The sequence below is a fragment of the Limosilactobacillus vaginalis genome (assembly GCF_025311515.1).
Classification (GTDB): Bacteria; Bacillota; Bacilli; order Lactobacillales; family Lactobacillaceae; genus Limosilactobacillus; species Limosilactobacillus vaginalis.
Window position 1 is genome coordinate 683,261 of the sequence record NZ_CP104399.1, and the last position, 15,842, is coordinate 699,102.

Annotated in this window: 16 protein-coding genes; 14 read left to right on the plus strand and 2 right to left on the minus strand. The window is 40.4% G+C overall.

The genetic code is table 11. The features are described from left to right. Nucleotides 1-143: 143 nt before the first annotated feature. The 3 genes from N4627_RS03305 to N4627_RS03315 are packed head-to-tail and all read left to right on the plus strand — an operon-like array spanning nucleotide 144 to nucleotide 2,497. A complete protein-coding gene (locus N4627_RS03305; RefSeq protein ID WP_040531036.1) occupies nucleotides 144-788 on the plus strand; it encodes a GTP pyrophosphokinase in 645 nt (214 codons plus the stop codon). A gap of 9 nt (nucleotides 789-797) precedes the next feature. Further along, a complete protein-coding gene (locus N4627_RS03310) occupies nucleotides 798-1,613 on the plus strand; it encodes an NAD kinase (RefSeq protein ID WP_003716820.1) in 816 nt (271 codons plus the stop codon). After that, complete coding sequence (locus tag N4627_RS03315) at nucleotides 1,613-2,497, plus strand: RluA family pseudouridine synthase (protein ID WP_098044986.1); 885 nt, start codon at nucleotides 1,613-1,615, stop codon at nucleotides 2,495-2,497. Before N4627_RS03310 ends, N4627_RS03315 begins: the two co-directional genes overlap by 1 nt. Nucleotides 2,498-2,568: 71 nt before the next feature. Here N4627_RS03315 and N4627_RS03320 read toward each other — a convergent pair whose 3' ends face one another. After that, entirely contained in the window at nucleotides 2,569-3,594 is a 1,026-nt protein-coding gene (locus N4627_RS03320) for a lactonase family protein (protein ID WP_003716823.1), read from the minus strand. A 103-nt stretch (nucleotides 3,595-3,697) separates the two neighbouring features. On the opposite strand from N4627_RS03320, the gene N4627_RS03325 reads away from it, so the two are divergent. The 3 genes from N4627_RS03325 (at nucleotide 3,698) to N4627_RS03335 (ending at nucleotide 7,553) form a co-directional block, all read left to right on the plus strand. Then, complete coding sequence (locus N4627_RS03325) at nucleotides 3,698-4,573, plus strand: methyltransferase domain-containing protein (RefSeq protein ID WP_003716824.1); 876 nt, start codon at nucleotides 3,698-3,700, stop codon at nucleotides 4,571-4,573. A gap of 147 nt (nucleotides 4,574-4,720) precedes the next feature. Next, nucleotides 4,721-5,230: a tRNA (uridine(34)/cytosine(34)/5-carboxymethylaminomethyluridine(34)-2'-O)-methyltransferase TrmL gene (gene trmL / locus N4627_RS03330; RefSeq protein WP_003716825.1), complete on the plus strand. Its 510-nt coding sequence runs from the start codon at nucleotides 4,721-4,723 to the stop codon at nucleotides 5,228-5,230. A gap of 16 nt (nucleotides 5,231-5,246) precedes the next feature. After that, nucleotides 5,247-7,553, plus strand: a complete 2,307-nt coding sequence (locus N4627_RS03335; RefSeq protein ID WP_003716826.1) for a DNA translocase FtsK — start codon at nucleotides 5,247-5,249, stop codon at nucleotides 7,551-7,553. Between the two features lie 78 nt (nucleotides 7,554-7,631). On the opposite strand, the gene N4627_RS03340 is transcribed toward N4627_RS03335, so the two are convergent. Then, nucleotides 7,632-7,751, minus strand: coding sequence for a DUF4044 domain-containing protein (locus N4627_RS03340; protein WP_081446177.1), 120 nt, complete (start codon nucleotides 7,749-7,751; stop codon nucleotides 7,632-7,634). A 131-nt stretch (nucleotides 7,752-7,882) separates the two neighbouring features. Between N4627_RS03340 and N4627_RS03345 the strand changes: the two genes are divergently transcribed. The 8 genes from N4627_RS03345 to murG all read left to right on the plus strand — a co-directional run bounded on the left by N4627_RS03345 (nucleotide 7,883) and on the right by murG (nucleotide 15,833). Then, complete coding sequence (locus tag N4627_RS03345) at nucleotides 7,883-8,239, plus strand: DUF3397 family protein (RefSeq protein ID WP_003716828.1); 357 nt, start codon at nucleotides 7,883-7,885, stop codon at nucleotides 8,237-8,239. Between the two features lie 164 nt (nucleotides 8,240-8,403). Further along, nucleotides 8,404-8,832, plus strand: a complete 429-nt coding sequence (gene mraZ / locus N4627_RS03350; RefSeq protein WP_003716829.1) for a division/cell wall cluster transcriptional repressor MraZ — start codon at nucleotides 8,404-8,406, stop codon at nucleotides 8,830-8,832. Between the two features lie 13 nt (nucleotides 8,833-8,845). Continuing rightward, nucleotides 8,846-9,796, plus strand: coding sequence for a 16S rRNA (cytosine(1402)-N(4))-methyltransferase RsmH (gene rsmH, locus N4627_RS03355; RefSeq protein WP_003716830.1), 951 nt, complete (start codon nucleotides 8,846-8,848; stop codon nucleotides 9,794-9,796). A 24-nt stretch (nucleotides 9,797-9,820) separates the two neighbouring features. Beyond that, on the plus strand, nucleotides 9,821-10,192 hold the full coding sequence (gene ftsL2 / locus N4627_RS03360) for a cell division protein FtsL (RefSeq protein ID WP_260965004.1): 372 nt from the start codon (nucleotides 9,821-9,823) through the stop codon (nucleotides 10,190-10,192). After that, complete coding sequence (locus tag N4627_RS03365) at nucleotides 10,192-12,345, plus strand: penicillin-binding protein (protein WP_191337031.1); 2,154 nt, start codon at nucleotides 10,192-10,194, stop codon at nucleotides 12,343-12,345. The genes ftsL2 and N4627_RS03365 overlap by 1 nt, the downstream gene beginning before the upstream one ends. 14 nt (nucleotides 12,346-12,359) lie before the next feature. Then, nucleotides 12,360-13,334: a phospho-N-acetylmuramoyl-pentapeptide-transferase gene (gene mraY / locus N4627_RS03370; protein WP_260965005.1), complete on the plus strand. Its 975-nt coding sequence runs from the start codon at nucleotides 12,360-12,362 to the stop codon at nucleotides 13,332-13,334. Between the two features lie 22 nt (nucleotides 13,335-13,356). Then, nucleotides 13,357-14,733, plus strand: a complete 1,377-nt coding sequence (gene murD / locus N4627_RS03375) for a UDP-N-acetylmuramoyl-L-alanine--D-glutamate ligase (RefSeq protein ID WP_098044990.1) — start codon at nucleotides 13,357-13,359, stop codon at nucleotides 14,731-14,733. Then, on the plus strand, nucleotides 14,733-15,833 hold the full coding sequence (murG, locus tag N4627_RS03380; RefSeq protein ID WP_003716835.1) for an undecaprenyldiphospho-muramoylpentapeptide beta-N-acetylglucosaminyltransferase: 1,101 nt from the start codon (nucleotides 14,733-14,735) through the stop codon (nucleotides 15,831-15,833). Before murD ends, murG begins: the two co-directional genes overlap by 1 nt. Nucleotides 15,834-15,842 lie beyond the last annotated feature (9 nt).

Genomic DNA, 15,842 nt, shown 5'->3' on the forward strand with positions numbered 1-15,842 from the left:
CTAACTTGACAACATTTCTAAACAAATTTATTTTTGCAAAAAAAGCTAAATTTGTAAAGAATTATGATTTATGAATCAGTTTTATGCTGTTTAGGGAGTGATTGTGCTAGAATTAAATGCGAACTTTAATGGGAGGGTTTTATATGGTTGAAGATTGGCAACACTTTCTACTACCTTACCAACAAGCGGTTAATGAATTAAAAGTTAAATTAAGAGGAATCCGTAAACAATATCAAGACGAAACGCAGCATTCACCGATCGAATTTGTTACTGGACGAGTAAAACCAGTTGATAGCATTAAAGAAAAGATGATCAGACGTCATGTTCAGGAAGATCGACTTGAACAGGATATGCAGGATATTGCTGGATTACGAATTATGTGCCAGTTCGTTGAAGATATTTATCAAGTAGTTGATCTGCTTCGTCAACGGAGCGATATGACCATCCTCGAAGAACGTGACTACATTAGTAATGCTAAACCGAGCGGGTACCGTTCTTACCATATTGTCATCGAGTATCCGGTCCAGTTGATTTCCGGTGAGAAAAAGATCCTTGCCGAAATCCAGGTTCGGACATTAGCAATGAACTTTTGGGCAACAATTGAACACTCACTAAATTATAAATACCAAGGTGAATTTCCAGAAGAATTATCCGCGCGGTTACAACGAGCTGCAGAAGCCGCATTTAAACTTGATAATGAAATGTCAGAAATTCGCGAGGAGATTCAAGAAGCACAAACGATGTTCTCAAATCGAACACCAGGCGATCAGAACATCCCAGACAGATAAGGAGATTATATGCGAGTCGCAATTTATAACAATGAAACAGCAGAGTCACAACGAATTAGTAAGTTACTTAAAGCAGAAATGAGCAAGGCTGGGTTAGTGCTTGATCAAAATGCGCCCAATGTTGTTATCACAATTGGTGGAGACGGAACCTTACTGTCAGCATTTCATCACTATGAAGCGTTACTAGATAAGATCCGGTTCGTTGGGATTCACACGGGACACCTTGGCTTCTATACTGACTGGCGAAATTACGAGATGGATGATCTAGTTGAAAGCTTGGTTAATGATAGTGGACAGTCTGTTTCATATCCATTGCTTGATATGCACGCTATTTACTCTGATGGATCAATTGATCACTACACAGCATTGAATGAATCAACGGTCCGAAATATTACGAAGACAATGGTTTGTGATGTTTTTATTAACAATGAACTATTTGAAACGTTCCGGGGTGACGGGCTCTGTATTTCTACACCAACGGGCTCGACTGCTTATAACAAGTCGGTTGGTGGTGCAATTATGGATCCCCAAATTGTTGGCTTTCAGTTAGCGGAAATGGCATCTTTGAATAACCGGGTATTTAGAACATTGGGATCGCCGATTATTTTTGGTTCTGAGTCAAAGCTAATGCTCCGCTTAAAAGACCTCAACGGGCATGTGATGACCTGTGATCGGGATCAGGTTCGTTTAAAACCATCAGTTGGGGAGCGGAAATTAGTAGAAATTACTTATCAGGTTGCCAAAAAGCGGATTAACTTCGCCCAATACCGTCATAATAATTTCTGGCACCGGGTTAAGGACTCGTTTATTGGTGGCGCAAAATAATGAAATTTGAATGGCAATATACGGGAAGTCAACCGCGAAAGCTTCGTGCTGCCTTAAAGCATGAAGGGGTTAGTGCAAGTTTAATCAAGGTTGCAGTTTATCATGGGGGAAAGATGCAGATTAATGGTGAGGATCGGTGGACCGTTGATCTTGTTAATCCTGGTGATTATTTCTCGCTGATCTTACCTCCTGAAAAGCCAAATGATAATGTTATTCCTAGCAATCTTCCTATCCAAATTGTTTATGAGGATCGAGACTTCTTAATTCTTAATAAACCAGCGGGAGTTGCAACCGTCCCGGCACATCACGTTACGGTTGCTGACAGTCTAGTTAACCGGGTTCGTAATTATTATGAACGCCAAGGTTATGAGAACTTAGTAATTCACGTTGCTACACGGTTGGATAAGGATACAAGTGGCCTGGTGGTTTTCCCAAAGCATCGGTTTGCTCATGCAGTTATGGATCAACAACTAAAAAAGCACCAAGTAAAGAAAAATTATTATGCAGTTGTTGGTGGACAAATCAAGGCTCCTCATGGTTATATTGATGCGCCAATTGATCGGGATCCCGAAAAATTCGTTTCGCGAACGGTTATTTCTACCGGGAAGCCATCAGTTACGGAATATTGGCTAGAAAAGTCATCAGTTCAAATGTCACTATTACGCATTCGCCTCCATACCGGGAGAACCCACCAGATTCGGGTTCACTTTCAGTATTTAGGTCATCCATTGATTGGTGATGAAATGTATGGTGGTAAACAAATAATTTCTCGCCAAGCGCTTCATTGTTACTGGATGAAATTCTATAGTCCCTTTAAGCAACAATGGATAGAAGTTCATGCTCCTGTCCCGGAAGATATGTTGAATTTAATTAATTCAATTTAAACTAGAAATGACCATTACAGTTTATAAGAATTACAAACTGTAATGGCCATTTTATTTACCTAATAGATTGATTAGAAGCGTTGAACACAAACAGGTTCAGGACAAGCAACGTCCTTTTGTAATAAGGTAAGCTTTCCAGTTTCTGGATCGCGCTTGTAAAGAGTCAAGTTATCACTATTTTGGTTAGAAGCTAACAAGAATGATTCATCAGAACTAAGGTTGAAGTCACGAGGGAAATCACCTTCAGTTGAGATTGATTGAATATGCTTAACCGTAAAATCAGGTTGTACTTCGAAAACTGCAATGGTATTTTCACCACGGTTTGAAGTATAGATAAACTTGCCATCCTTGGAAAGACGAATTGCGGCGGCTCCGTTGTGGGCAGTCCAATCATCAGGAATGGTTTTAATGGTTTGAACATGGCTGAAGGTTCCATCAGCAGCATTATACTTAAGTACTTCAAGCTTACTGCTTAGTTCACCGAGAAGGTAAGCATACTTACCATTAGGGTGGAATGCAATGTGACGTGAGCCAAAGCCATCCTCTGACTTATAACGGGAAACTGCAGTCAATTTTCCATCAGCAGAAACATCATAAACAACAACCAGGTCCATTCCTAAATCACAAACAACTAGACGTTGATCAGGAGTTAAATCTGCAAAGTGAACGTGAGGACTATCCTGTTCAGGTTGTGGACCAGTAGCCCCTTGGTGAAGGACTGAGTCAGTTTGAGTTAATGTTCCGTCATCGTTAATCTTAAAGACATCAACCTTTGCAGTGTGGTAATTGGCACTGTAAAGTAAGTGTCGCTTTTCATCAAGACCAACATATGCAGGAGGGGCTCCAGCAGCCAAAACCTTACTTAACATCTTAGCATTGTCATCCTTAAGGGAGTATGATGCAACACCGCCTTGATCATCAATTTGCTTAACAGCATAAACCCGCTTGTCTGAACCAACTTGTAGGTAAGCTGGCTTTTGGGAAGGAATTGCTAATTCAACCTTGGTAATTTCTTCTTTTTGGGGATCTAAGGTTACCTTGTAGACACCCTTACTATCTTTCTTGGTATATGTACCGATTAAAAATTGTTCAGTCAATTAAACTGCCTCCTTTGAAAATGCTTACCTCTATGATAGCAATTCGTTAAGCTTAATACTAGCTATGGTACACTGTAAATAGTAAAAAATTAGGAGAAATCAAATGAAAAAAATCGAACGTGCTGAAAAATTAGTTCAGAGTCACCTGAAGACGTTTCGTTGCCCAATTTGTCATCAGGGGTATATTAGTTTAATTGGAAATACACTTGTGTGCGAAAAGGGACATACAATTGATTTTAATCGTCATGGTTATCTCCACTTTTTGAATACTCAGGGGACAACGGAATATGATCGGGCGATGTTCTTATCACGAAGAAGACTGCTTGAAGCAGGACTATTTAAGCCAATTATTAAAAAGGTTAATTCGCTGCTTCCGACAACCTCACAGACCATTTTAGATGTCGGAACAGGCGAAGGAACACCATTAGCCCAGCTGGCTGCTCTTCGTCACGACCAAGATTTCTACGTTGGTTTTGATATTTCAAAAGCTGGGATTACCTTGGCAACTCAGCTTGGAATTAATGCTTTCTTTTGTGTGGCGGATCTACGGCAGTTACCCTTTGCTGATCAATCTTTCGATACAGTTTTGGAACTTTTTTCGCCCTCAGATTACCGTGAATTTAACCGAGTCCTAAAAGCTGGCGGTTTATTAATGAAAGTAATTCCTAACGCCGATTATCTCCTGGAATTGCGCCATTTATTATATGGGGACCGGGATCAGCATTACCATTATGACAATAGTAAAGTTTTAAAACTATTTAAACAGCATTATCCAGATGCAGAGCAGGTTCCAATCCGTTATCAATTTAACCTTCCTCATGAATTAGTTACTGATATGATTAAGATGACGCCAATGAGTTGGGGAAAGAATGTCCGCCAGCCTACTAAGGATGAGTTAGCAAATCTTACTTCAATTACTGTTGATGTTAGTTTATTGGTAGCAAAAAAAGTAATTAAGGGTATTGCCAATTCGATTTAAAGGTGGTAAATTATCTTATGAGAAATCGTTTGGCAATTGACATCGAACAGATTCGTTGGTAATTACCAAGGAGTACTTCATTAAAGCAGCGTTTCGCCGTGCCAACACCGAGACCCTGCTTTTTTTATTTGCCTAAGGAGAATCATAATGACAAACCATATTGTACTATTTGAACCATTGTTTCCTGCTAATACTGGGAATATTGCCCGGACATGCGCGGGAACGAATACGGAATTACATTTAATTAAGCCGCTTGGATTTTCAACGGATGATAAGCACATGAAACGGGCAGGATTAGATTATTGGGATAAGGTTAAGATTACCTACCATGATGATCTACGGGAATTTGTTTCGACTGTTCCTGATATTAGTAAGCTCTACCTTGTGTCAAAGTTTGCAAGCCGTGATTATACTGATGTGGACTATACAGCTGATGGAGATCATTACTTCTTATTTGGTAAGGAGACAACTGGTCTACCTGAAGAATTCATGCGACGGTACCCAGAAAATGCTATTCGAATTCCGCAAAATGACAATAATATTCGGGCATTAAACCTCTCGAATAGTGCAGCAATTGTTATTTATGAAGCGCTTCGTCAGCAAAGTTTTCCAAACCTGGCTCGTGTGCATAAGTACCATTTTGATAAGTTAAAGTAAGCGGGGAATATCTATTATGGCAAGGAAAAAACGATCGGGAACCGGTCGTCGTCGATCAGCAAGTAAAAAGGGACAAGCAAAGATCGTAGCTAATTTGGTGGGGCTAATCCTTGCGTTTTTAATGCTGATTGGGTTATTTAATTTGGGAGTTATTGGTCAGCTCCTGGTCGGGATCTTTAGTATTTTGGTGGGTAAATCTTATCCAGTAGTGATGGCTCTTGCTCTTATTTCTGGAATAGCGCTCACCTTTTTTGGTCATCAGCCAAAGTATAATCAGCGATGGATCTGGGGATTTACTGTTGCCTATGCTGGAGCTTTGATCTGGCTCCACTATTTAATGTTTAATCACTTAAACCTTCATGCTAATTTTCTTGCTGTTACCTGGAATAATTTGAGCAAGGTTTTCTTTCAAACCAGTAACTCAACGAATATTGGTGGTGGAATGATTGGAGCCTTGCTTTATAGTGGCAGTAATTATTTAATTGGTCAGCAGGGGACAGCAATTTTAGCGTGGTTAATGATTATTGCTGGAATTGTGATCTTCTTTGCGATTCCTTGGGATCAGGCTTTAACTAGTTTTGGTCAGCAGTTAAAGAAAGCTCCGGCAGCTGTTCAACAGTTTAAACAACGACTTCCTAAGCACCCTCATGTAAGACAAACATTGTCAAAAAAGAAGGTCAGTTTAGCTGAAAAGTCAAATACTAAACCAGAAGCTAATGAAGCGGTCGCTGTCAGTTCGCCTCAGCAAATGAGTTCTCCTAAGGTTGAGCCACGAATTACCGTTGCTAATACGAGTAATGAAGAATCACCAGTTAAATCAACAGCACCTGAACAACATGATTCTGCGAATGATGATGATTTACAACTAACAACGACGACTGAAAAAGAAGATGCTGATTATCAATTACCACCGCTTGACTTGTTAACTAAGATCCCTCAGGCGGATCAGGGGGATGATCTGCACGCAATTAAAAAGAATACTCAAAAGCTCCAGGATACCTTAAAATCGTTTGGAGTCGAGGCAACGGTTGAAAATGTTAACCTCGGTCCATCGGTAACAAAATATGAGTTACGTCCGGCGGTTGGTGTTAAAGTTAGCCGAATTACTCATTTAGCTGATGATTTGGCATTAGCCCTTGCTGCAAAGGACATTCGAATTGAAGCACCAATTCCGGGGAAGTCACTAATTGGGATTGAAGTCCCTAACCAACAAGTTGCAACTGTTGGTTTCCGTGACATGATTGAATCAATGCCCCACGACGATCATCCAATGAATGTTCCCCTGGGCAGAACCGTTACGGGTGATGTAATGATGGCGGATTTAACAAAGATGCCGCACCTGTTAATTGCTGGTGCTACTGGTAGCGGGAAGTCAGTGGCGATTAATGACATCATTACAAGCATTTTATTAAAAGCCAAGCCGCACCAGGTGAAATTTTTGATGATTGATCCTAAAAAGGTCGAATTGAGTGTTTATAATGGCATTCCCCACTTGCTTAGTCCGGTGGTTTCTGAACCAAAGAAGGCTGCCCGGGCATTAGGCAAAGTTGTTGCTGAGATGGAGCGCCGATACGAACTGTTCGCCAAGTTTGGTGTTCGTAATTTGAAGGGCTATAATCAGTTAGTTCGTGATAATAATGGTCAAGAAGGGGCAACAGAACAACCAGCACTGCCGTTAATTCTGGTAATTGTTGACGAATTAGCCGACCTGATGATGACGGTTTCCCATGACGTTGAAGATGCAATTGTTCGAATCGCGCAAATGGGACGGGCTGCTGGTATTCATATGATTCTTGCTACTCAGCGGCCTTCAGTTGATGTTATTACCGGGTTAATTAAAGCAAACGTACCATCGCGGATTGCTTTTGCGGTCTCTAGTGGAATTGATTCACGGACAATAATTGATACTAACGGGGCAGAAAAGTTACTCGGCAGGGGTGATATGCTTTTTGAACCGATTGATCAAAATAAACCTGTTCGTGTACAGGGAGCATTTATTTCTGATCAGGATGTTGAAGCGGTGGTAAACTTTATTAAAAAAGAACGACCTGCAGAATATGATCAGAAGATGGTTGTTACCGATAATGAAATTGCCCAAGAAGAAAAGGCCGAAGATGAAGACGAGCTTTTTCCTGAAGCACTGAAATTTGTGGTGGACCAGCAAAAAGCTTCAACTTCGCTAATTCAACGAAGATTCCGAATAGGTTATAATCGGGCCGCCCGGATCATTGATGACATGGAACAACGCGGCTACATCGGTCCAGCTAATGGCTCTAAGCCGCGGGAGGTTTTTAAACAAAAGGACCAGTCTGAGGATGAGTAGGTGTAACCTTAATTTAAATAATAAAGGAGTTCAGTGACCAAATCTCTGAACTCCTTATTTGTTATTCACTTAATTTAATTACATTACGCCTAATGAAGCGATGGCACCAAAAATTAGGGAACCAAGCATTGCAATTAACATAAGCCAGATAGCAACCATCGTAATCTTTTGAAAACGTGTTTTCTTTTTACGTTGCATCCTTTTACCGCCCTTCATAGATGAATTTATAATAGTAATAGTCTACATCATTTTATAAGGTGATTTCAAACATCTTAGTATGCTGTGATAAACTATTACTAGAAATTAATCGGGAGTAGTCAGAACCAGTTATGGATTATCGAATCGCATTTCTACAATTAATATTACTTGTTGTTATTTGGTTTGTTGAAAATTTAATTGGCAAAGTCTTTCATTTTGCTCGTCGGCACCGTCATGTTCATAGTCCAGTTGCTTGGACAATTATTTTATGGTTGCTAAGTATTTATAACATCGCTAGCCTTTACTGGATTGCGTATCCGGTTGCAATTTGGATGATTGTTGCAATTATTTTAATCATTGTTCAAACGGTTCACTATGGAGAGTTTATTTACCGTCGTTATTGGCCAGTATTTTGGCGATTATCGGTCATCTTGGCAGTAATTATCTTCGTAGGCTCGCTGTTCTGTCAGAATCTGCCATTAATATAACATTAATAATATTAAGCATTGGTTAGTGAAGAGCCATTTCGTAAACGAAAATGACTTTTCACTAATTTTTTTATTATTAACGATTATTTTTGAAATGATATGGTGGAAAGTGGGGGATTGTGGTAGACTTTACCTATAAAGTGGTTGTGGGGAGGTAAAGGCCAATGTTTATGGGCGAATATACACATTCGATCGACAGCAAGGGCCGACTGATCATCCCTGCAAAATTTCGTGAACTATTAGGCACTCACTTTATTGTCACTCGTGGCTTAGATGGGTGCCTATTTGGTTACCCGCTTAACGAATGGGAACAGCTTCAAGAAAAGCTAAAGGCGTTACCGTTAACCAAACGTGATGCCCGGGCTTTTGTTCGTTTCCTATACTCAGCCGCAACGGATTGCGAGTTTGATAAGCAAGGTCGGATTAATTTACCAGATACTCTTTGTCAACATGCTAAACTGCAAAAAAAGTGTGTTGTGGTAGGGGTCGCTAATCGGCTTGAAATTTGGAGTACAGAGAAGTGGGAGCAGTTTACTGAATCTACTGAAGATGATTTTGACCAGATTGCTGAAGATCTAAATATCGACTTTTAATGGGGGATTTTTGATGACAGAGTTCAAACATGTAACAGTATTATTAAATGAAGCTGTTGCTGGTCTAAATATCCGCCCAGATGGAACCTATGTCGATGCCACTTTAGGCGGTGGGGGTCATAGTTCAGCAATCCTTAACCAGTTAACAACTGGGCGCCTGTATTCATTCGATCAGGATCAGACAGCAATCAGATATAACCAACAGCACTTGAAAAAATTCATTGATGATGGTCGTTCAATCTTAATTGAAGATAATTTTCGCAATTTGGGGACGGCACTGGCGAAAAACGGTGTTAAGAGTGTTGATGGAATTGTATATGATCTGGGAGTATCATCACCACAATTTGATGATGCACAACGGGGCTTTAGCTATAAGCTGGATGCACCGTTAGATATGCGGATGAACCAACAGCAGGCGCTTTCCGCAATGAACGTTGTTAATGAATGGCCATATGAAAAGCTGGTCAAGATTCTTTATCGTTATGGCGAAGAACGATTTGCTAAACAAATTGCACGCAAGATTGAACGGCGCCGAGAGAGCAAGCCGATCAAAACAACTTTTGAACTTGTTGATGTGATAAAAGAGGCTATTCCGGCAGCTGCTCGGCGGCATGGCGGTCATCCAGCAAAAAAGACTTTTCAGGCAATTAGAATTGCGGTTAACGATGAATTGGGAGCATTAGAAGATTCATTGGAACAAGCACTAGAATTGCTTAACGTTGGCGGTCGAATAAGCGTGATAACTTTTCAATCATTAGAAGACCGGTTAGTGAAAACAATGTTCCATGAAAAGGTCTCATTAGCTGATGAATTGCCGCCAGGATTACCGGTAATTCCACCAGAAATGCAACCCAAATTTAAATTAATTAATAAGAAGCCAATCCTTCCTAGTCAAGAAGAATTAGCAAATAATCACCGTGCTCATAGTGCTAAGTTACGGATAATTGAAAGAATAAAAAAGTAAAAATACAAAAGGAAAGTGATTGAGATGGTTTCAAATACTGCAAAAAGGATTTCGCGTGATCAGCCGAGGACAACCGATCCTGGTGCCCAAGCTCGTCAGCAATTGGGGCCCGCCATTAAGACGGTTACCTGGTCAAACTTTGAACGCGGGCTAGTCGCTGTTTGTAGTATTGTAACCTTATGTTTAACAATTTCACTTTTATCAACTAAAAACACAATCAATACTCGTCAGCATCAATTACAAGACTTACAAACAAAGATATATCAAGCAAAAAATGATAATGCTAGTCATCGGCAAGCAATTGCTGAAATGACGAGTCAATCTCAATTGCGGTCAGCTGCTAAAAAGTATGGATTAGTGGATCATAATTCAAACGTAAGGAACGTTAATAAATAATGAATAAGATGACTCAACGAACGAAAAATAACGGAAATAATGGCAACAGAGAAACTTTTGGCAAGTGGCTCTTCATAATAGTAGTTGCAATGTTTACGTTATTTATCGTTCGTTTTGCATATATTGCAATTACAAAGGATGTTCAACACGTTAACCTGCGTTCTCAAGCTGAACAAATATATACCCAAAGGAGAACCATTCTTGCTAAGCGGGGGAATATCTATGATCAGCATGGCTCAGTTTTAGCGACAGATACTAGTAGATACACTCTTTATGCTGTCTTAGATAAGAGTCAGCGGTCTGCAGATGGTAAACCGCTATACGTGAAGAATAAAAAACGGACAGCAAGGATCCTTGCTAAGTACATTAAAATGCCTGAATCAGAAATTCTTAAGACGCTATCTAAAAAAGGGCAGTCTTACCAGGTTGAATTTGGGAGTGCCGGTGCAAACTTATCAGTTGCCAAGATGCAGCAGATTAAAGCAGAAAAGCTTCCGGGGATCGGCTTTATTGCAACGCCAGCCCGGTCATACCCAGAAGGAGAATTTGCATCACAGATAATTGGGATGGCAACGCCCAAAATAACCAATAAGCAAACGGGACAAATGACACTAGTTGGTCAGGTTGGCCTTGAAAGTTATTTTAATAAAAAATTAACCGGAAGGAATGGCCTTCGTCAGGATAAAAAGGATGTTTACGGATATAGCTTAGCTAATAGTAACCGGGTGGTAAAAAAAGCGATCAATGGGGATAATATTTATACAACCCTTGATGCCAAGGTCCAGCATATCATGGAAAATAAAATGACCCGGGTATTTAAGGAATCAAAGGCAGAGTCAATGACTGCGGTGGTTATGGATGCCAAAACAGGTAAAATCATTGCTGCATCTCAGCGACCAACACTTCACTCAAAAAAGAATCCTGTTTGGCGGAACATGCTTGTTCAGGATGTGTACGAACCGGGTTCCACGATGAAGACATTTGCCCTAAGCGCAGCAATTGATTCTGGGCACTTTGACCCGAACGCAACCTTTAATTCTGGAACCTGGCAAATTGGCGGGGGTAAGGTTACCGACTGGCAGACATCTGGATGGGGAGTAATCTCATATAAGGATGCTTTTGACTTATCAAGTAATGTTGGTTTCGCTCATGTCGAACAGAATATGGGGGCTAAAACCTGGAAAAAGTATTTAACCCGTTTTGGGATGTTTAACAAGGTGAATGTTGAAGGAATGAATAATGAAGTTAGTGGCTATAGCGCCTTTAAGGGAATCCTTCAACAGGCCAACACTGCATTTGGTCAAGGGATTACTGTCAATGTCATGCAAATGATGCAGGGCTTTAGTGCAATTGCTAATAATGGTAAGATGATGAAGCCATACATTATTGATAAGGTAACCGATAACCAAGGAAAAACAATTCAAAAAGTAACTCCGAAGAAGGTTGGCCAGCCAATTAAGGCTTCAACCTCTAAAAAAGTCGTTAAAATGATGGAGGGAGTTATTTATGATCAAAAGGGCCTTGGCCATGATTATCAAATTGATGGTTATAAAATTGCGGGAAAAACAGCGACTGCGCAAATTGGTGGTGCTGGAGGATATGGTAATAGCGATAGTAGTTACCTTTACTCATTTGTTGGGATTGCACCTGTCAATAATCCACGCTATGTAATGTATGTCACGCTACGAAAGCCTCATAACCTAAGTAAACCAGCAACAAAGATGATTGCGGAAGTCTTTAACCCAACGATGAAGTTTATTCTTAGTCGACAAAAGAGTACCAAACAAAAGAATTCCGGAATTGTTAAAGTTCCTAATATGGTTAACCAGTCATCACAGGTTGCAAGCGATCGGCTTAATAAAAAGCACCTTGTTCCGGTTGTCATTGGATCAGGACAAAGTGTTAAGCGTCAATCAATTGCCAGTGGTCAATCTTCCCTAATTAATCAACGAATCATTTTAGATACCGGGGGAGAATATAAGATGCCGGACATTAGTAACTGGAGTTCCGATGACGTTCAAAAACTTACCCAGATGATGGGAATTAAGTTGAAGGAAAAAGGTTCTGGCTACGTTACAAAGCAGAGTATCAAGGCTAACGATAGTGTAAATAAGTCATCAACACTGACTGTCGAGTATTCTTCTCGGCATTAATCTAGGAGGAAAACATGAATTTTATTAGTATTGTAGTAACATTAATTTGTTCGTTTTTAATTACATTTCTATTAATGCCCTCGTTAATTCGCTATTTTCACGCAAAAAAAGAAGGGCAGCAAATTCGAAAAGAAGGGCCAAAGTGGCATGCTAAGAAGGCTGGAACTCCTACAATGGGAGGACTCTTATTTATTATTTCTGCCGTAATTACCATTCTAGTTGTTGCCGGCTTTCTTGGAATGCTGACTAATACTATGTGGGCACTTCTGTTCATCCTTGTTGTTTATGGTTTGATCGGAATGTGGGATGACAGCATTAAGATCTTCCACCACCAAAACGAAGGATTTAAAGCATGGCAAAAAGCTTTATGCCAGGTAATTGCTGCAATGATCTTTACGGTGATTTATCAGCATGAAGGGTTTCAAATGGGCTTTGGAACTAGTCAAGTAGGCTGGTGGTACGGGCTCTTTATTATCTTTTGGATTGTTGGGTTCTCCAATGCCGTTAATTTAACTGACGGTTTAGATGGCTTGGTCAGTGGCCTGTCCATTATTTCATTCCTTGCCTACTTAATTATTGCGTTAGTTAACATCAATCAACCAGGCTATGCTGAAATCGCTCTTTTCTGTTTAGCAATGATCGGGACACTTTGTGGTTTCTTCCCGTATAACCATAAGCCTGCTAAAATTTTTATGGGTGATATGGGATCATTAGCAATTGGGGCTTCTTTAGCTGCTGTTTCCTTATTGCTTCATCACGAATGGTCGTTGTTGGTAATTGGGATCGTCTATGTTTGTGAAACCGCTAGTGTAATTATGCAGGTTGCTTCATTTAAGCTTACCGGAAAGCGGATCTTTAAGATGACCCCAATTCACCACCACTTTGAACTTTGTGGATGGAGTGAATGGAAAATCGACATTGTCTTTTGGTGTGTTGGCTTAATTGCTTCAATTATTGTAGTGGCAAGTATTTTAATCTTTAATATTTAACTTTTATTAGGTGGCTAGAAAAATGAAAAAAGTAACAACATATAACAATAAAAAAATTCTTGTAATAGGCTTCGGAATTAGCGGCCTTAATGCTGCCCACTTGTTGAAAAAACTAGGTGCCAATGTGGTTGCTAACGATCAAGCTACCCCGAAGGATCCGACAGTAGTCGAAAACTTAGAAAATGACGGAATAAAAGTAATTACTGGTTCTAATCCGCTTAGTCTTGCAGAAGAAGACTTTGATGTTGTTGTAAAGAATCCAGGAATTCCCTATGACAATCCATTGGTCGCTAAATTCGTTGAAAAAAAGACTCCCATTATTACCGAGGCAGAATTAGGATGGGAAATTTTTGAAGGCCATCTTGTTAGTGTTACGGGAAGTAATGGGAAAACAACCACAACTACTTTGACGCAGCTAATGATTGCTAAAAGTAATGCTCACCGGGTAGAATATGCCGGTAACATTGGTGTTTCTTTCAGTAAGGTTGCTGCGGAATTAGGTCCAGAAGATACGTTGGTAACAGAACTTTCTAGTTTTCAATTATTAGGCGCACCAACAATTCGTCCTCATATTGCAATTATTACTAATATTTTTTCTAACCACCTTGACTACCATAAGACTCGCGAAAATTATATTAATGCTAAATTAAATATTACGCGAAACCAAACGAGTGATGACTACCTCATAATGAATTGGGATCGTGATGAGTGGCAACAAATTGCACGTCGTTCACAGGCAACAATTGTTCCTTTTTCACGGCAAAACAAGAGTCATGACGGTTCGTATGAAGAAGACGGAAAGATCTATTGGCGCGGTGACTACATTATGGATGCCAAGGATATTCGTCTCATCGGCCCACAGAATGTTGAGAATGCCTTAGCCGCAATTGCTGCTGCTAAGTTGAGCGGTGTAACTAACCAGGATATTGTTGATGTCCTGACAAGCTTTAGTGGAGTTCGTCATCGTCTTCAGTACGTAACTGATTACCAGGGACGACGATTCTATAATGATTCTAAGTCAACTGACATTGAAGCCACCGAGGTCGCCCTTCAAGGATTTGAGCAACCAGTAATCTTACTTGCTGGTGGACTAGATCGGGGATATACCTTTGAACGATTAGTGCCATACTTCAAGAAGCACGTCAAAGCAATCATTGTATTTGGTCAGTGCAAGGATAAGATGAAAGATGCCGCTGAACAGGCTGGGATTCCAACCATTATTGAAAGTGAAAATGCTATTACTGCTGTTCCAGAGGCTTGGAAAGTTAGTGATCCAGGAGATGTTATCCTTCTTTCACCTGCTAACGCTAGCTGGGATCAGTTCCCAAGTTTTGAAGTTCGCGGTGATAAGTTTATTGAAGCAGTTGATAATCTAATTAAGACAAAGGAGGGAGAATAATGCGGTTACTTGTTTCTGGAGGTGGGACTGGTGGACATATCTACCCAGCGCTAGCCTTAATTGAACGTTTAAAGCAAGTTGAACCGGATACTGAGGTTCTTTATGTAGGAACTACTCGCGGTCTCGAAAATAAAATTGTTCCTGATGCAGGAATTAAACTTGAAACCATGCACATGCAGGGGTTCAAACGGTCGCTTTCACTTGAAAACTTCAAGACAGTTTACCTGTTTCTCCGCTCTGTTCACCACGCGAAGAAAATTATTCGTGACTTTAAGCCTGATGTTGTTTTGGGGACGGGGGGTTACGTTAGTGGCGCTGTGTTATATGCAGCAGCTAAGCAGCATATTCCAACCGTTATTCATGAACAAAACAGTGTCGTGGGAGTAACGAATAAGTTCTTGAGCCGGTATGTCGATCAAATTGCAATTGCTTTTGAAGCCGCCCGAAACCAATTCCCCGAAGAAAAAGTAACAATGACGGGTAACCCACGTGCTCAACAGGTTGCCTCTCAGACCGCAAGTACCTTTTCATGGGAAGAATATGGACTGGAAGACGATGTTCCGACATTGATGGTCTTTGGTGGTAGTCAAGGTGCACCGAAGATTAATACAACAGTCGTTGATGCAATTCCAGAATTTAACAAGCGTCCATACCAGGTAATTTTTGCGACTGGTCAAAAACGATATGATAATGTTAAAAAACAACTTCAGGGAGTAAAGATTGGCAAGAACGTTAAGGTAGTTCCGTACATTAAGGATATGCCTGCTAAGATGCCTAAAGTTGCTGCCTTAGTTTCTCGTGCCGGAGCAACAACAATTGCGGAAGTAACTGCGTTGGGAGTTCCAACAATCTTGATTCCTAGTCCATACGTAACAGCTAATCACCAGGTAAAAAACGCCCAATCATTAGTGCGAAAGAATGCAGCGGTAATGATTACTGAGGATAAATTAGATAGCAGGTCATTATTGCTTCAAGCAGATAAAATTATGGAAAATAAAGATCTTCGTGCCAAAATGGCTGGTGCTTCTCGCAAGATTGGCCACCCACAAGCTGCTGATGAGTTAATTGCGGTTCTTCATAAGGCAATTAATGAACATTAGTGGTGAGTA